18 protein-coding genes and 2 pseudogenes are annotated in these 17,882 nt (G+C 36.0%); 9 read left to right on the top strand and 11 right to left on the bottom strand.

Translation table 11 applies throughout. The features are described from left to right. Positions 1 to 34 precede the first annotated feature (34 nt). Both HUE58_RS07165 and HUE58_RS06940 read right to left on the bottom strand, forming a co-directional pair. Positions 35 to 379, bottom strand: coding sequence for a polysaccharide biosynthesis protein (locus HUE58_RS07165; RefSeq protein ID WP_277997997.1), 345 nt, complete (start codon positions 377 to 379; stop codon positions 35 to 37). Then, complete coding sequence (locus HUE58_RS06940) at positions 351 to 692, bottom strand: nucleoside-diphosphate sugar epimerase/dehydratase (protein WP_246260753.1); 342 nt, start codon at positions 690 to 692, stop codon at positions 351 to 353. Before HUE58_RS06940 ends, HUE58_RS07165 begins: the two co-directional genes overlap by 29 nt. A gap of 350 nt (positions 693 to 1,042) precedes the next feature. Here HUE58_RS06940 and HUE58_RS04525 point away from each other — a divergent pair, with 350 nt between their 5' ends. The 5 genes from HUE58_RS04525 to HUE58_RS04545 all read left to right on the top strand — a co-directional run bounded on the left by HUE58_RS04525 (position 1,043) and on the right by HUE58_RS04545 (position 5,871). Further along, complete coding sequence (locus HUE58_RS04525; protein WP_174605832.1) at positions 1,043 to 1,771, top strand: glycosyltransferase; 729 nt, start codon at positions 1,043 to 1,045, stop codon at positions 1,769 to 1,771. Continuing rightward, positions 1,771 to 1,932, top strand: a complete 162-nt coding sequence (locus HUE58_RS04530; protein WP_174605833.1) for a glycosyltransferase family 25 protein — start codon at positions 1,771 to 1,773, stop codon at positions 1,930 to 1,932. Before HUE58_RS04525 ends, HUE58_RS04530 begins: the two co-directional genes overlap by 1 nt. Positions 1,933 to 2,504: 572 nt before the next feature. Beyond that, entirely contained in the window at positions 2,505 to 3,245 is a 741-nt protein-coding gene (locus tag HUE58_RS04535) for a hypothetical protein (protein WP_174605834.1), read from the top strand. Further along, positions 3,246 to 4,034 (top strand): glycosyltransferase family 25 protein, encoded by a 789-nt coding sequence (locus HUE58_RS04540; RefSeq protein ID WP_174605835.1) that lies wholly within the window; start codon positions 3,246 to 3,248, stop codon positions 4,032 to 4,034. Between the two features lie 178 nt (positions 4,035 to 4,212). Further along, on the top strand, positions 4,213 to 5,871 hold the full coding sequence (locus tag HUE58_RS04545) for a glutamine--tRNA ligase/YqeY domain fusion protein (protein WP_174605836.1): 1,659 nt from the start codon (positions 4,213 to 4,215) through the stop codon (positions 5,869 to 5,871). A gap of 82 nt (positions 5,872 to 5,953) precedes the next feature. On the opposite strand, the gene surE is transcribed toward HUE58_RS04545, so the two are convergent. Genes surE through lptG form a run of 4 tightly spaced genes read right to left on the bottom strand, consistent with a single transcriptional unit; the run spans position 5,954 to position 10,334 of the window. After that, complete coding sequence (gene surE / locus HUE58_RS04550; protein WP_174605837.1) at positions 5,954 to 6,697, bottom strand: 5'/3'-nucleotidase SurE; 744 nt, start codon at positions 6,695 to 6,697, stop codon at positions 5,954 to 5,956. A 23-nt stretch (positions 6,698 to 6,720) separates the two neighbouring features. Beyond that, entirely contained in the window at positions 6,721 to 8,943 is a 2,223-nt protein-coding gene (clpA, locus tag HUE58_RS04555) for an ATP-dependent Clp protease ATP-binding subunit ClpA (RefSeq protein ID WP_174605838.1), read from the bottom strand. 7 nt (positions 8,944 to 8,950) lie between these two features. Next, positions 8,951 to 9,250: an ATP-dependent Clp protease adapter ClpS gene (gene clpS, locus HUE58_RS04560; RefSeq protein WP_174605839.1), complete on the bottom strand. Its 300-nt coding sequence runs from the start codon at positions 9,248 to 9,250 to the stop codon at positions 8,951 to 8,953. Position 9,251: 1 nt separating this feature from the next. Beyond that, positions 9,252 to 10,334: an LPS export ABC transporter permease LptG gene (gene lptG, locus HUE58_RS04565; RefSeq protein WP_174605840.1), complete on the bottom strand. Its 1,083-nt coding sequence runs from the start codon at positions 10,332 to 10,334 to the stop codon at positions 9,252 to 9,254. Between the two features lie 46 nt (positions 10,335 to 10,380). Between lptG and guaA the strand changes: the two genes are divergently transcribed. Both guaA and tadA read left to right on the top strand, forming a co-directional pair. Continuing rightward, positions 10,381 to 11,955, top strand: coding sequence for a glutamine-hydrolyzing GMP synthase (gene guaA / locus HUE58_RS04570; protein WP_174606237.1), 1,575 nt, complete (start codon positions 10,381 to 10,383; stop codon positions 11,953 to 11,955). After that, positions 11,946 to 12,422 (top strand): tRNA adenosine(34) deaminase TadA, encoded by a 477-nt coding sequence (tadA, locus tag HUE58_RS04575; protein WP_174605841.1) that lies wholly within the window; start codon positions 11,946 to 11,948, stop codon positions 12,420 to 12,422. Before guaA ends, tadA begins: the two co-directional genes overlap by 10 nt. A gap of 8 nt (positions 12,423 to 12,430) precedes the next feature. On the opposite strand, the gene fabG is transcribed toward tadA, so the two are convergent. The 4 genes from fabG to rplU form a co-directional block, all read right to left on the bottom strand. Then, positions 12,431 to 13,177 carry a 3-oxoacyl-ACP reductase FabG gene (gene fabG / locus HUE58_RS04580; protein ID WP_174605842.1) on the bottom strand — a complete coding sequence of 249 codons (747 nt, stop codon included), beginning with the start codon at positions 13,175 to 13,177 and terminating at the stop codon, positions 12,431 to 12,433. Beyond that, entirely contained in the window at positions 13,174 to 14,106 is a 933-nt protein-coding gene (fabD, locus tag HUE58_RS04585) for an ACP S-malonyltransferase (protein WP_174605843.1), read from the bottom strand. Before fabD ends, fabG begins: the two co-directional genes overlap by 4 nt. Before the next feature lie 89 nt (positions 14,107 to 14,195). Beyond that, complete coding sequence (gene rpmA / locus HUE58_RS04590) at positions 14,196 to 14,453, bottom strand: 50S ribosomal protein L27 (protein ID WP_174605844.1); 258 nt, start codon at positions 14,451 to 14,453, stop codon at positions 14,196 to 14,198. A 10-nt stretch (positions 14,454 to 14,463) separates the two neighbouring features. After that, positions 14,464 to 14,775 (bottom strand): 50S ribosomal protein L21, encoded by a 312-nt coding sequence (gene rplU, locus HUE58_RS04595; protein WP_174605845.1) that lies wholly within the window; start codon positions 14,773 to 14,775, stop codon positions 14,464 to 14,466. Between the two features lie 123 nt (positions 14,776 to 14,898). On the opposite strand from rplU, the pseudogene HUE58_RS04600 reads away from it, so the two are divergent. Continuing rightward, positions 14,899 to 15,372: pseudogene (locus HUE58_RS04600) on the top strand (peptidylprolyl isomerase); the annotation flags it as partial. 78 nt (positions 15,373 to 15,450) lie between these two features. Further along, positions 15,451 to 16,107: pseudogene (locus HUE58_RS04605) on the top strand (UDP-2,3-diacylglucosamine diphosphatase); the annotation flags it as partial. Here the strand turns inward: HUE58_RS04605 and HUE58_RS04610 are convergent. Continuing rightward, on the bottom strand, positions 16,072 to 17,877 hold the full coding sequence (locus HUE58_RS04610) for a ribonuclease catalytic domain-containing protein (protein ID WP_174605846.1): 1,806 nt from the start codon (positions 17,875 to 17,877) through the stop codon (positions 16,072 to 16,074). The pseudogene HUE58_RS04605 and the gene HUE58_RS04610 sit on opposite strands and share 36 nt — an antisense overlap. Between the last annotated feature and the right edge of the window lie 5 nt (positions 17,878 to 17,882).

The raw sequence follows: 17,882 nt of genomic DNA on the forward strand, positions 1-17,882 counted from the left end.
GTACGTGCTTATAAGCTGCTGCATGATAAATTGTCTACACCTTGAATTGCTTACACACTCTTTCTATTCTATCTTGATTAACCACCGAACCCAATATTGGAAACACCTTAGTGCTATCCTTCAATTCTTTGTCAATGATACAAAGTTCCAATTCACTTTGTTCAAATAATATTAACTTGGACGCACTGAGACTAATAACTTCTCTACACGGCTCTGAACCAATTGATTCATCAGCACCTGTAATCATAACAACTTTGTTTTTGATGTTCACCTCAAGCAGGGATTGATTAAGCCTAACAGGCTTTCTACTCAGCAAGTCACCAATACTCACATCACGCAAATAATCAACTTTAACCTTGCTTTGCGCAAGTGCAGACACACCCGGCAAAATCCACACAAGAACTGGATGTGGCTCTAACTAGATTGATGATTTCATTACGCCTTTGACGTGATGCCAAAGATGGTGCTAATAAAATTTCATTGACACTATATCTGTGTATCAATAATTCAATATGTTTGGCGCTATGCACTTTTACGCCATTAATATGTTGCTTGTTTAAATCCTTCGCATCATCAATAAAAGCAACAGGCTTATACTCTTTTGATTGTAACAACACTTCAGACAACGCCCATCTGGCCAACATTCTCAATCCGCCAATTGGCCATGATTGCCATGATTGCCAGCAACCCATTAATAAGTATAACCGACCTTGGAATACCCTCTACAGCAGACATAAAGCCCAAATTGAATAAAAACTGGAATAGCAATCACTGGCACACCAATAGTCACCCAAAAAAGATCACTTTGTGGCTAATGCCAATATCCAAGTCTAAGAGAAAAGGAAGCTAACAATATACCGACCAGTACAACTGAATCAATTAGTAATACAATTAATTGCTTAATATCTGGGCAAATGTTGTTAATTTATTAAATAATCATCATTAAAAAGTGTTTCAGCAATATACTGTATATGCCCTTTATTAATATAAAATATTCTACTAGTTATGGTGTTATGAAAAAAATAATCTAGACAAAAAACAAATGAATAAAGTTAATATTGTATGTATGAAGTGGGGGGATAAATTTCCTGTTAAGTATGTTAATCGACTCTTTAGCATGGTTTCTCGTCATCTTTCTATACCATTTCGATTTGTGTGTTTCACTGAAAATAATATAGGTATACGGAATGAGATAGAAATACAAGATTTACCAGAATTAGACTTACCATCTGGGCTGCCAGAAAGAGGTTGGCGAAAATTAACTGTATTTAAACAAGGCTTTGGTGGCTTATCTGGGTCTACTTTGTTTCTAGATTTAGACATAGTGGTGGTTGGAAATTTAGATGAATTTTTCACTTATTCTGGTGATTTTCTAATTGCCCATGATAAGAAAAATCCAAAAAAAATAGAGGGAAACTCATCAATATTTAGGTTCGAAATTGGTCAATACCCAGAAATTTTAAGTTATTTTGAACAAAACCCTGAACTGATAAAGAGCGAAGTTCGCCACGAACAAGCGTACTTATCACGCGAAATACACCAACAAGACAAATTGAGATATTGGCCAGATGAATGGGTACCAAGCTTTAAGTATCGCTGTTGTCCTTCTTGGATAAAGTCTTGGTTTCAAGCACCCTCTATACCCAAGGGTGCAAAAGTTATTTTATTCCACGGTTTGCCCAATCCACCTGAAGCAATTACTGGGCACAGTGGAAAATGGTATCGGCACATCCAGCCATCACCTTGGATTAAAAAATATTGGAAAATTTAATGAGTACCAAAGAAATTCCTATTTATATTATCAATTTAGGTAGAAGCCTTAACAGGCTATCTCATATGGACAAACAGTTATCTAAATTAAAGATGCCATTTGAAAAGATGGTCGCAATTGATGGTCACCAAATTCAACTTCAAATATTACAATCTTACTAACAATAATCAAAGCGCTCATGGATTCATTATGCGACTTTATCTGCAGGAGGAATTGGTTACGTTCTTAGTTGGCATAACGCTTGGTGAACAGTATCAAACCATAACTCTAAGGCATGTGTTGTATTAAAGGATAATGTCAAAATACATAACAACTTTAAGAATATAATTGAAATTATATTTCAACATTTAGATGAAAATATTGTAATTGATTTATCTGACAAAAAAGGTATGATAGAAAAAATATTAATGCTGTTATGCTTATTCGTTATCAAACACCACCACTTAAAAATCAAGGTACTATTTATGGCGGGTTAGCTGCTCAAAAAAAATTTAAACAAAATGCAAAATTTTAAGGCACCCGTCGACACGCTACAGAAAATGCTCTAGTTCCATAATGTACAAACTTGGAGTCTAGATAAAGATTGCATCTCTCACCAAGATTTTGAAGTAGGTGGCTCAACAATTTCAACCAAGAAAAGGAAATTACCAACAAGAATAAAGAATGAACTAAGTCATCCTTATATGGAGAATGTGGATTGTTACTAGAAATTTTTTGTCGAATTAAGTAAAAAATGGGACGCAAAGATAAAAGTAAATTTGAAAAATGGTTTTCGTTAAATCGTCATCAAAGACGACTTGGCGCAAAAAACCTATCCAATCAGATTGATACAGATTTTAGAAGCCAAAAAAATAAATTAATTACCGATGGCAAAATCATATATACACACGGCAGTCCCAAGAGTATTGAAAAACACTTTAATACTTTGAAAAATGAGTTTTCTGGACAAAGTGAATTTTGCTATACCCATGCAAAGATTATTGTTTTAATCAGACAGGACTTTGAATCAAGCAAGCATTTTGCTATTTTTAAGAATCTTCGGTATAAAGAGACAAGATTTTTACTCAAGAATTTAAACACACGGTGGTTAATTTCTGCAACTGATACCTTTGCAGATTACTCTAATGATAATGCGCTTAGGGGTTTATCCATAGCTTGTTCATGCCTGTTAAATACTGTCAAAATACAAGAAAGTGAGCGTTTCATTACCAACACCCAAAACTACAAAGATGATAAAGAAAAAATCATTAGACTAGATAATGAAGAGAGAATAGCGCTTTTTTATGGCATTTCGGTATTTAAAATTGGCACTAATGACACGCTTAGAAATATGCGTTGGCGTATTGATAAAGCAGCAAAAATTAATATTGTAGGTCAAATATTACTTGAGGTGTTTCTAAGATTACAAAAATTTGATACCATCTATAAGCGCCTAAAGAATAAGCACACAAGAGGAAAAACTGGTTGGTGGTAAATGGATATTTTTATTATTAATCTAATAAGTTCGATTAAACGACGAGAGTTTCAAGAAAGGCAATTATCATCATTAAAACTAGATTACCAAATAATCCATGCCATGTCTACCAAAGATATTGATAATAATACCTACAAAAAGCATTACTACGACTGGCAAAGACCGCTAAAAAATACTGAAGTTGCCTGCTATTATTCACATAAATTGGTATGGCATAAGATTATCAAAAATAATCAACCAGCTCTAGTATTAGAAGACGATGTATTGCTATCAAAATGCGTACCAAAATTACTTGCAGGTCTCTCTGGCAAAAAAGGCATGGACTTAGTCAACTTTGAAAATAGAGGTAGAAAAAAATTCGTTTCAAAATCTAGCGTAGCTCTTGGATGCAACTCGAAACTTCTTCGTCTTTATCAAGATAGGACAGGCGCAGCAGGATACATACTTTGGCCAGAGGGTGCTAAAAAACTTATTCAATGCGAAAAAAGAAAAGGAATTGCACTAGCTGATGCACATGTTACCGCTTGCCATAGTATTCGTGCCTATCAAGTAGAACCAGCACCTATTATTCAACTGAATCAATGTGCTTATTACGGGTTAAGCAACACCTATTCGGATGAAATATCCACATCAACCATTAATAATTGCAATAACCCAAAAGGTAGTTTTTTATTCCGAATTAAAAGAAACTACTTCCAATTGAAACTAGGATTATACCAATTGTTGTTAATAACAAAATCAGACAGGCGTTATATCAAAACAAGGAAGAAAGATTTTTTTACTAGTTAACAACATTAAATAATGGAAAAAAATCTACACTTAACAACACCTATCAAAATCAAACCCTCTGATATTTTGAGAATGCCAATTGGCAATAAAAATATCAGGGGATTAACAATATATGAATAAATAATTGGCATTCTCACGGAGCGTATTTTACATTTATATTGACTATAATCTGGTACTTATGAACAAGGATACTTACACCAACTTTATCCGCAATCAAATTGATAACGATTTAGAGCAAAAATTGCATACTTCTATTCAAACACGTTTTCCACCTGAACCTAATGGTTATTTACATATTGGACATGCTAAATCAATTTGTCTAAATTTTGGTTTAGCAAAAGATTACAAGGGGCAGTGTAATTTTCGATTTGATGACACTAATCCTGCTAAAGAAGATATTAAATTTATAGACGCCATCAAAGGAGATATTAAGTGGCTTGGGTTTATGTGGGATGGTGATATTAAGTATAGTTCTCATTATTTTGACCAATTTTATAAATACGCCATTGAGCTTATTAATAAAAACCTAGCTTACGTTTGCTTTTTAAATGCAAATGAAACTCGTACTTACCGAGGCACCTTAAAAGAGGCTGGGGAAAATAGCCCTTATCGAGATGCATCAATTGCAGAAAATCTAGAATTGCTTGCAAAAATGAAGGCAGGTAAATTTTCAGAAGGTGAGTGTGTACTACGCGGCAAAATTGATATGAGCAGTTCATTTATGTGTATGCGCGACCCAACTCTATACCGTATTCGCTTTGATAAACATCACCAAACTGGTAATCAGTGGCGTATTTATCCCATGTATGATTTTGCTCATTGTATTAGTGATGCCATTGAAAAAGTAACTCACTCTCTATGCACATTAGAATTCCAAGAGAATCGTCGTCTATATGATTGGATACTAGAAAACCTAAATGATTTTAACAAGCCTAATCGCCCACATCAATATGAGTTTTCACGGCTGAATTTAGAATACACCGTTATGTCAAAACGTAAATTACAAAAATTAGTCGAAGATGAGTTGGTATCTGGCTGGGATGATCCACGTATGCCTACGCTTTCAGGGCTTCGTCGTCGTGGCTATACTGCGGCTAGTATTCGTGATTTTGTCAGTCGAATTGGCATTTCTAAAGTAGACAGCATGACCGATATAGCAATTCTAGAAGCTGCTGTACGTGATGATTTGAATATCAAAGCACCACGCACAATGGGTGTAATTGATCCAATACGCGTTATTATTGAAAATTATCCTGAAGATAAAATTGAAACCTTGAAAGCCCCTATTCACCCACAAAATAAGGCGATGGGAAAGCGTGATATATTCTTCTCTCGTGAATTATATATTGATAGAGCAGACTTTAAAGAAGTGGCGCCTAATAAAAAATTTAAACGACTGACAATCAATAAAGAAGTGCGCCTACGATTTGCTTATGTCATTAATGCCACTACTTTTGATACCGATTTTGATGGCAATGTTACCACCGTATACGCAACATATGACCCTGATACATTAGGTAAAAATCCTACAGATGGTCGTAAAGTCAAAGGCGTGATTCACTTTGTTGAAGCCACCAAAGCACTCAAGGCAGAATTTAGACTATATGATCGATTGTTCACACTTGAGAACCCTGGCAAAAATGACCACTTTGAACAATTGCTTAATTCACAATCACTAATCAGCACTTATGGTGTGGTAGAACCTAGTATGACTAATAGTAAGCCTGAATTTGCTTATCAATTTGAACGTGAAGGATATTTTTGTCGAGACAATCAATCAAACGATGAACTGGTATTTAACAAAACGACAAGTTTACGTGACACTTGGTGCGCTTAATACTCTAATCATCCATCGCTCATGAATAATCACGAAAAAAAATCTAGTAATACTAAAATCAACCAAACAAATAAGATTGTCATTATTTGATTTGATTTAGCCATTCTGATACCGTGTCAATCTCGTTATATTTAGTCAAATCAATTTGTAAAGGCGTGACTGACACATAATGATTAGCAATGGCATGAAAATCTGTGCCTACGCCATTATCAGCCTCTTTACCATTTTCACCAATCCAATAAAGGCTTGGATCGTCTTTATCAGCAACACTTTGCTCCGACATATGACGCTTTCCTAAGCGTGTTGTTTGAAACCCTTTAATATCTCTAAAAGGCACATCTGGTACATTAACATTCAACACAGTATCGTGTGATAACTGAGTATGAGATATTTGACTAATCAGTTGCTTGGCAACCATGCCCGCTGTTTCAAAATTCTGACCTTCCCAGCTTGCCAATGATATTGCCACCGATGGCAAGCCTAAAAATCGTCCTTCTATCGCACCAGCAACTGTGCCTGAATAAATCACATCATCACCTAAATTAGCACCAAAGTTAATGCCTGTCACTACCAAATCAATTTTTTCATTTAAGAAGCCACATAGAGCTAAATGCACACAATCGCTTGGCGTTGCGTCAATGCTATAAACATTATTTGATATTTGAATTGGCCCTAAAGGATTATCAAGTGTAAGCGAACTACTGGCAGCTGATTTGTTTTCACTGGGTGCAACCACGATAACGTCATGTTCCTGCGCTAAAGATTGGGAGAGTTGCACAATACCTGGAGCTTGATAGCCATCATCATTGCTAATTAAAATCTTCATCTTTAATTAGCAAATACTTTGCATCACGATTGCATTGCAAGGATAATTTTATCTTTTTTAACACCAACTTTCACCAATCCACCATTGACTAATTTACCAAATAATAACTCATCTGCTAATGGTTTACGAACTTCTTTTTCAATCAGACGCACCATGGGTCGTGCACCCATCTTGGCATTATAACCATGCTTTGCAAACCATTTTCGAGCAGTGTCAGATACAATTAGCAAAACCTGTTTATTTTCTAATGCTTCTTCCAATTCAAATAAGAATTTATTCACCACGTAAACAATAGTTTGCTCGTTAAGTGCATTAAAATAAATAACCTCTGATAGACGGTTTCTAAATTCTGGTGTAAATAACTTCTTCAATTCAGTTTCATAATCCAATGAGTAATCTTGTTCACTAAAGCCAATTGACGTACGTTGAATACTTTGTGCACCAGCGTTTGAAGTCATTACCAAGATCACATTTCTAAAGTCAACCTCTCGACCATTGGCATCAGTCATCTTGCCGTTGTCCATAACTTGTAGCAATAAATTAAAGATATCAGGATGGGCCTTCTCAATTTCATCAAGCAATAACACAGCATACGGACTGGCATTAACTGCTTCAGTTAGCAAGCCACCTTCATCATAGCCCACATAACCTGGTGGTGAGCCAATGAGCTTTGAAATTGAGTGACGTTCTCCGTACTCACTCATATCAAAACGTAACAACTTAACCTCCATAATTCGAGCCAGTTGCTTACAAATTTCTGTTTTACCCACACCTGTTGGGCCTGCAAATAAGAATGACCCCATCGGCTTATCAGTTTGTGCCAAACCTGAACGTGATAATTTAATCGCTGTGGATAAACTACTTAGTGCATAATCTTGCCCAAACACACCCAATTTAAGTTCTGATTCTAAGTTTTTAAGTAAAGATTTGTCATTATTAGTCACTTGCTTAGATGGAATACGTGCTAATTTAGCAATAATATTTTCAATATCACCCACGCCAATATTAATCTTACGTTTTGATTTAGGCTGAATCTGCTGATAAGCGCCTGCTTCGTCAATCACATCAATGGCTTTATCTGGCAAGCGACGATTATTCATATAACGATGGGACAATTCAGCGGCAGAGCTTAATGCCGCTGCTGAATATTTAACTTTATGATAATTTTGGTAATATTTTTTAAGACCTTGCAAAATTTTGACAGTATCTGCTATCGAAGGCTCATTAATATCAATTTTTTGAAAACGACGCGACAACGCATAATCTTTTTCAAACACTTTTCGATATTCTTCATAAGTGGTTGAACCCATACACCTAAGAGTGCCATCAGCCAATGTAGGTTTTAATAAATTAGAAGCATCTAATGAGCCACCAGAAACACTACCTGCACCAATTAATGTGTGAATTTCATCAATAAACAAAATAGCTTGCGGGATTTTTTCCAAATCTGTTAATACTGCTTTAAGGCGTTTCTCAAAATCACCTCGATATTTTGTACCCGCAATAAGCACGCCGATATCTAATGAATAAATACTGGCTTTCTTTAAAATCTCTGGTACTTTTCCCTCAACAATTTTCAAGGCAATGCCTTGTGCAATAGCTGTTTTACCAACACCAGCAAGGCCAACAAATAGCGGGTTATTTTTACGACGCCTAGACAGTACTTGCACTGTACGAACAACCTCTTTCTCTCTACCGAGTAAGGGGTCTATTTGCCCAGATTTTGCTTTTTCACATAGATTTATTGTATAAGCTTCCAATGAGGATTGTTTGGATTTTTTCTTGTCTAGTTCAATTTTTAATTCACTTGTAATAGATTCTGGCACTCTATTTAAAATACCTTCCATGGCATCTAGGCGTGAGATATTATTAAGTTTTAGTAAATAAACCGCATGGGACTCCTTTTCAGAAAAAATACTCACCAACACATTCATCGCATATACCGTATTTCTTTGTGCAGATTGTGCCTGATAAACACTACGCTGTAAAACACGCTGGAAGCCTACTGTTGGTACGATATCGACATTAGACTCAAGCGCAATGAGTGGTGTATGCGAATCAATATAGCCTTCTAATTCATTTTGAAATTCGTCAATATCAACCCGCTTATTTCTTAAAAAAGTGACTACTTCATCAATATTAAGTAGTGCTAAAAGCAAATGTTCAACCGTTACAAATTCCAAACGATTATTGCGCGCTTGTGTCATAACATAATTAATTTCTTGTTGTAATCCTGTTTCAATCATGGTTTTATTATATCTCCAACTCGCGCAATACGCACATTAATGGTTGTTCATTTCTACGCGCAAACTCTATTACCTGTGTTACTTTAGTTTGTGCAATGTCATGCGAAAAAATACCACAAATTCCCTCTCCCTCTATATGAATTTTAAGCATAATTTCTTGAGCCGCCTTGTCACTTTTGGAAAAAAATTGCACAAGCACATCAATCACAAATTCCATGGTTGTGTAATCATCGTTTAGCAATAATACTTGAAATTTATTTGGTTTTTTTAGCTTTGGTTTTGAAGTTTTTGTTAGTGCCTTTGTCATTCTAAGTCGCTGATTTTTTCTTTAACAATACCCATACAAAAACTAACACCACCAATGTTGGTATTGAGGCACTCAAGAAGTGATTATAGTCAAACCTAAGTGACAATACACCGCCAATACGCGAGGCTAACTCAAAAAACAAGCTCATCATCAAACCTAAGAAAATCTTCTTGCCAAGTGATGCATCACGAAGTGAGCCAAAAATAAACAGCATTGAAAATAATATCATCGCAATCAAAGTAATGGGCTTCATAAGACGTTTATATATTTCTACTTCAGAAACATCAGCGGCAAGATGGTTAATTGTTAAAAAACGTATTTGTTGATAAAGATGCCAAGTGGATAGTTCACGTGGGTCTTTTTTAAGGCTTTCTATCAATTTTTGATTAAACGACACTTGGACACTGTATTTCTCAAAATTATTTTCAGAAAATGTTGTCAACTGACTATTTTTACCTAACTGATAATGGATTGACTGACCAAGCTCTAAATTATCCCCATTAGAAATAGCACTATCAGAATGCGTTATAGAGTCTAATCTATTTGATTCTCGCAACTTAATAAGAGTGACATCTTGAAATGATTTACCATCAAAGTTCTTTTTAACATGAATAAAGAATCCACTATCTTTAAGCCAAAAACCTTGCTGATTCTTAAACGTTATGTTTTGTCCTAGCGCTCTAGCACGTGAACCTTCTGCATACTCAGTGGTTATTGGTGCAATCAATTCACCTATAAAAATAACAATCGCAATAAACGTAAGCGCAGCTCTAACAACAATATGTGAAATTTGCATAATTGAAACACCTGCGCTTCTAATAACAACTAGTTGAGATGTGGACGCTAAATGACCCAATGCCAAAAGCGAGCCTAATAAAATAATCACCGATGAGTGCGAATACATAACTGCAGGAATATCTGAGATTACATATTTTGTTGCTTCAAATACCGTGTAATCAGCTTGCCCTATAAATTTAACTTCTTCAAGAAAGTTAAAAAATGCATAAATACCTAGCCAAACTAACATAACAGCTAATGTGTAAAAGGTCATGCTTTTAACAATGTAGCGGTCTAAAATTTTCATTAAAATATGAGTCTTAAAAATAGAATTATTTAACTTTGGCGCCATGATGAAAAATATTCACCTTGATAAAATCCTTATTCTTGATTTCGGCTCTCAATATACCCAACTTATTGCTCGCCGTGTGCGTGAAATTGGTGTTTATTGTGAATTATTTCCCTATGATGTAGATAATGCTTTTATTAAAAATTTTAACCCTAAAGGCATTATCCTTTCAGGTGGACCTGACACCGTAACACTTGATAATTCTGCTAGAGCGCCAAGTATTATATTTGATCTTAATGTGCCAATACTAGGTATTTGTTATGGTATGCAAACCATGGCCATACAGCTTGGTGGCCATGCTACTTCAGCCGATAAGCATGAATATGGTTTTTCTAAAGTTCATGTTCGCAATCACTCACCACTACTTAGTAACATTAGTGACGAAATTAATCATGAAGGTCATAGTTTATTAGATGTATGGATGAGTCATGGTATTGAGGTAGAACAATTACCAGATGGATTTAAATTGATTGCCTCTACAGACAACTGTGATATAGCTGGATTTGCCAATGTAAAAAAGCATTATTACGGCTTACAATTTCATCCAGAAGTAACTCATACTAAACAGGGAAAACATATTCTAGATCATTTTATTAGTGGCATTTGTCAATGCGAAAAAAACTGGACAACGGATAATATCATCACTGAGTTAGTAGAGAATCTTAAAGGCCAAATTGGTGATAGCAATGTATTACTTGGACTTTCAGGAGGTGTTGATTCATCAGTCGTAGCTGTATTATTACACCAAGCTATCGGCAAACAACTCACCTGTGTATTTGTTGATAATGGTCTTTTACGTTTAAATGAAGGCGATGAAGTCATGCAAACCTTTGCGCAAAATATGGGTGTGACAGTTATCCGCGCTGATGCACAACAAAAATTTTATAATGCACTAGCTGATGAAAGCGACCCTGAGAAAAAACGCAAAATTATCGGTCATGCTTTCATCGAAGTATTTGAAGAAGAGGCTAAAAAACTCAACAATATTCAATTTCTAGCCCAAGGCACAATTTATCCTGATGTGATTGAATCGGCAGGCGCTAAATCAGGTAAAGCCAAAGTGATTAAATCACATCACAATGTAGGTGGATTGCCAGAAGATTTAAAGTTTAGACTGGTAGAACCCTTGAAAGAATTATTTAAAGACGAGATTCGTCAAATTGGTATAAAACTTGGTATTCCAGCACACATGTTATATCGTCACCCTTTCCCAGGTCCTGGACTGGGTGTGCGTATTTTAGGCCAAGTCAAACAAGAATATGTTGATATTCTTAGACAAGCCGATGCCATCTTTATGGATGAATTGCATAAAAACGATTTATATGACGCAGTCAACCAAGCCTTTGCTGTATTTTTACCCATTAAATCAGTCGGTGTTACAGGTGATGAGCGTCGTTATGACTACGTTATTGCACTACGTGCTGTTGAAACCATTGACTTTATGACAGCCCGCTGGGCAAGATTACCGTATGATTTTTTAGATTTGGTGTCTAATCAAATCATGAATGAAATCTCTCGTATTTCACGCGTGGTTTATGATGTTTCTGGCAAACCACCAGCAACCATTGAATGGGAGTAGACCCTTTAATTGATGAAAAGTGGATGGCACTTGCCATTGAACAAGCCAAACAAGCACAAGAGGTAGATGAAATGCCTGTTGGTGCAATTTTGGTGCAAAATAATCAACTAATTAGCAGTGCGCACAATCAACCCATCTCAAACAATGATCCAACTGCACATGCAGAAATACAGTTATTACGTGCTGCAGGTAAACAATTAAACAACTATCGACTGTCTGGCACAGTCTTATATGTCACTTTAGAGCCTTGCGCTATGTGTCTAGGCGCTATAGTTCATGCACGAATATCATGTGTAGTATTTGGTGCTTATGATCAAAAATCAGGAGTTTGTGGGTCGTGTATAGATTTACCAAACAGTCAATGTTTTAACCATTCAATTAATATTCAAGGTGGTATTCTAGCCAACAAATGCAAAGAGTTATTACAGAAATTTTTTAAAAAAAAACGGAAAAAAACGGAAAAATAACCTAAATTTTAGACTGTGTACACGCCACCATTCACATGCAATGTCTGTGCTGTGATATAGGCACCACCCTCACCTGCTAAAAATAATACTGCATTAGCAACTTCATCAACCGTGCCTAAACGACTCATTGGAATTTGCTGGGATAAGGCTATTCTTTGTTCTTCAGGTAGTGCATGAGTCATATCTGTTTCAATAAAACCAGGAGCAACTGCATTAACAGTAATACCACGAGAACCAACTTCACGTGCGAGTGACTTACTAAAACCCATAATACCCGCCTTAGCAGCAGCGTAATTAGTTTGACCTGCATTGCCCATAGCACCCACAACAGAAGCAATAGAAATAATGCGACCTGCTTTTTTCTTCATCATGCCACGCAATACGGCTTTTGACATTTTATAAACAGAAGTCAAGTTGGTATTCATAATATCATCCCATTCATCTTCTTTCATCCGAATCAACAAATTATCACGAGTAATACCTGCATTATTAACCAAGATATCAATAGTGCCATAAGTGTCAACAATAGACTTTATCACCTTAGCAATTTGATTATTATTAGTCACATTAAGTGTCATGCCTATACCTGTAACGTTATTGTCTTTGAATATAGCGCTAATTGCACTTGCGCCTTTATCACTCGTTGCTGTACCAGTAACAGTTGCACCTGCCACGCCTAAAGTCAAAGCGATTGCCTGACCAATACCACGACTTGCGCCTGTTACTAATACGATTTTTCCATCCAAATTGTTCATGATAAAATTTCCTCTAAAGTTGTTTCTATACTCGCTAAATCTAAGATGGCCTTAGCCGTTAAAGATTTTTCGATTCTTTTGGTCAAATCTGTAAGTACTTTACCTGGACCAGATTCAATTAACATTGAAGCGCCCATATTATGCATCGCTTGGACAGTGTTTGTCCATAATACTGGTTTGTGTAATTGTGCAACTAGTTTGACTTTTATATCGTTAATATCTGTTGCTTTAAGTGCATCAAAATTATGTAATACGCCAACACTACCTTGATTGAACTTAACTGTATCTACAAAAATTTTAAACTCGGCTGCTACATCATTCATTAATGAGCAATGTGATGGCACGCTCACTGGTAACACCACTGCACGCTTAGCACCTGCATCTTTCATTGCTTGACAGGTAATCTCCACAGCTTCTTTATTGCCTGCAATAACCACCTGCCCTAATGAATTAAAGTTAGCCACTTCAACAACCCCACTGCCCGTATAATTTGCACACAACTTGATGACAGTTTGATCCTCTAAACCTAGAATTGCCGCCATTACACCCACCCCTTCAGGCACTGCCGATTGCATTAATTTTGCACGCTGTTTGACCAATTTAATACCATCACTAAACCCTAAAGTGCCTGATGCTACCAATGCTGTATATTCGCCCAAACTATGGCCTGCCATACAAATAGGTGATAAATCATATTCACTAGTCAGTGCCAAATAAGTTGCATAACCTGCAGCCAACATCGCTGGCTGGGTATTTTGTGTTTGATTAAGAGCATCTTGGTCTTGCTGTATCAATACCCAAAGATCGAGCCCCAGTACATTGCTCGCCTCAGAAAATGTCTCTTTTACGATTGAAAAATGATCAGCAAGTTCTGATAACATGCCTAAAGATTGCGACCCTTGACCTGGAAATATAATAGCGTATTTCATAAAATTTTAAACAAATGGAATGGACATATTTTAATCAATAAAAAAAGCGCCTGAAAAGCGCTTTTTAAAAATAATATTGGTACGAAAAATTACGCGGTTTCAATCGAAACATATTGACGCATAAACTTGCCTTTTTTAGCAAATACAACTCTGCCATCTATTGTAGCAAATAACGTATCGTCTTTACCCTTGCGAACATTAGTGCCTGAGTGAAATTTTGTGCCTCTTTGACGCACTAAAATGTTGCCTGCCAATACAACTTGACCACCAAATCTTTTAACACCTAGGCGTTTCGATACGGAGTCCCTACCGTTATTAGTACTACCGCCTGCTTTTTTATGTGCCATAAATTATTCCTTATGCCTTAATCTTAACAATTTCAATTTCAGTAAACAATTGGCGATGACCTTGTTGTTTCATTGAATGCTTACGACGACGGAATTTAAGAATATGTACTTTTTTTCCTTTGCCTTGTGAAATAATTTTCGCCTCAACAGTTGCTTTAGGTATAGAAGGTGTGCCTACTTGAACATTGTCACCATCGGCAACCATTAATACTTCTTCAAAAGTGACTGTCTTACCTAGTTCAATTTCTAATTTTTCAATCTTTAAAGTCGTGCCTTGTTCAACTCTAAATTGTTGACCACCTGTCTTGATAACTGCGTACATAACTAATCCTAAATATGCTAGTCAAAAAAAGACGTAATTATACTTGAACGTTTAGGTTTGTGAAGTTTGTTTAATAAAATTCTAATGTATAATTACATTTTTTCTTCAAATAGATCTTAATACATGATTATTTTTGAAACCAACATGGGCAATATTCACATTCACGTTGACACTAAAAACGCATCAATCAGCGCGAAAAACTTTATTGATTACGTGAATGATGGCTTTTATGATGATACTATTTTTCATCGTGTGATTAAAAATTTTATGATTCAAGGTGGTGGTTTTACAAAAAACATGAGTGAAAAAATCACTAAAGCTAATATTGAAAATGAAGCCAAGAATGGTTTAAAAAATACCAAATATTCACTGGCCATGGCTAGAACTTCTGCACCACACTCTGCCAGCTCACAATTCTTTATCAACACATCTGATAATTCATTCTTAGATTGTCCCGGAGAAAATGGTTGGGGCTATTGCGTATTTGGTGAAGTCGTTGAAGGCTTTGAGATAGTTGACAAAATCAATCAAGTCTCTACTGGCAATAAGGGTGGACATGGTGATGTACCAAATAACCCTGTTATTATCAACAAGGCATACAGCCGATTCATAATGAGCCAAACGCTCATCGTAGCAGATTTACACCTTACTACTGATGAGACGAACAAAACCCATCTTTTTATTAAGTTTTGCCAAGAGCAGGCGGTTATGGCCGATCAGCTTTTTATTCTTGGAGATTTGTTTAATATTTGGTTAGGTGATGACTTGTCAATTGATCATTATCAGAAAGTTGTCTTAGCACTAAAAACACTAAGTCTTAAAACTAAAATTTTTATCATAGCTGGCAATCGTGATTTTTTATTAGGTGATGACTTTGCCAAACAAACTAATTGTATTTTGATTGATGCGCCTTATTTACTTGAAGTCAATAACCAACAATATGTGCTCACACATGGCGATGAGTTATGCACTAAGGACAAAGGCTACCAGCGTTTAAAGGACATACTACAATACCCAATTACAAAATTTATTTTTCTGCATTTAGGAGTAGAACTACGCTTAAGAATTAGCGCTCAATTACGCCAAAAGAGCATCAAAGCTCAACAACATAAATCATACGAGATTATGGATGTCGATATAACAACCGTCAATCAATTAATGAAAAAATACCCTGGTGCAAATCTTATTCACGGACATACACACCGATTAAACACTCATGTTAATAATGACTTTACTAGATACGTATTGGGAGACTGGTCAAATAACCAAGGCAATGCAATTGAAATTAGTCGTCAGCTAAATCGTCTTGAAATTAGCACGGCAGTCAACTAAATCAACGGTTGTTACCTTTAGCGCTATCTTTTCATCTAGCTTAGGCAAAATTTTAAACTTAATCTGCGTCATCATACCCAATTCAGGAATCATAAACAACACTTTGTCACCACGTGTATCCACCACAACACCTTCACCTTGCCATGATGGATTATCAAGCAGATAAACGCATTTATAATGGTCATTACTAAAACGCACCGTTCTACCAACACTGGACATGTTGACATTATGAATGCCGATAATATTTTTAACATCTTCCTTGTTTAGTGTATCTTCACCTTTAATAAAATGGCTGAGTTGCTGATGTGCAAGCAGATCAAGATACCTTCTAAGTGGACTGGTAATACGTAAATACGCTTTAAGTCCTAGTCCAAAATGTGGTAAATTCTTGGTGGATGTGGTTGAACGTTTAAAAAACTTTGTGGCTTTGAATGACTCAGATAAAGACAATGCATCTTTATTATCCAGTGCTCCTTGTGGAAACTTCCCTTCATCTTGAATTGCATAAGGCATAACAATGTCATTATCAACAGAAAATTGTGCAACAACACGACCCGCCATTACCATCATTTCAGCCACCAATTCACGACTTTGACTTGAGCTTTGTGGCGTAATTGACACTTGACCTTGCTTAAATCTAACATCAACATTGGGCAAATTTAAACTGATTGCACCACAATTATCTCTATATTGTTTGTGCGTCTTTGTAATGCCTTGTAATTTGGATAAATGTTCATTAGACACTAACATTCCATCTGCATCATCATAGCTGATATTAGTCACTTTGATCAAACTATGAACTACTTCAATATTATCAATCTCACCTGATTCTAAAGTAAACCCTATCGATAAAGCACTTGATGTTTCAGCCAACCCCAATGCGCACATTTTTGTTGCAGAAACAGGCAACATGTGAATAATCTGTTCAGGCAAATATAAATTAGAAACACGTTCTTGTGCGTAAGTATCCAACTCAGAGCCAGCAGTAGCAATCAAAGATACATCAGCAACATGGATCCAAATCTTATCACCATCAATACTAATTGCATCATCAGCATCGTTTGAATCAGCATTGTCTATTGCATAACTGGATAAATGCGTTAAATCAACGCGCTCAACTTGAACCATACTAACATCAATTTGCTCATCCTTAGAAATGTCATGACGCGCTGGATAGGGATTAAAGCTTGGCTTGAAATAGTCAAGTCTTAATAACAATTTATGAGCAGACTCGGGTGTATTTTCTATACCAATATTGGCCAAAATCTTAGCGTGCTTAGATTGATTTAGTGCAACTTTTTCAATCTCTTCAATATAAGACAAATCTTGCTTATCAAAGGTATTATTGGAAAGATTATCCACACAGTGTTTAAGATTTTCAGCCTCAAGAATTTGGGCGTCACGCTTAGTTTGGATGCTTTCAACTTGAGCAGTTGGACGTATAAAAACTTTGTCTTTTTGCCAAAAAAGATACAAACCATCTTCAATTAAAATACGACTACACCAAGCGTTTTTGGCACTGTATTCGTCAAACAACCATTGCGTTATTTCTTCTAATGTTAGTGTCTCTTCTTGAAAATCTTCAAGAACAGCAATATCTGCATGTGCACAAGCATCATCTACTTGAACAAATTCAGGGTGAATAAAACGGAAATCTTTTTCCCGTACCGAACGCGAAGAACCATCAGCAAACTCTAATGCAAATTTATGCATCGTTTGCTTAACAATACGCGCAGGTTTGCCTTTGTAGGCAACTAAAGCGTTAATCAATTTAA

Source organism: Candidatus Ruthia endofausta, from assembly GCF_013342985.1.
GTDB classification, from domain to species: Bacteria; Pseudomonadota; Gammaproteobacteria; order PS1; family Pseudothioglobaceae; genus Ruthia; species Ruthia endofausta.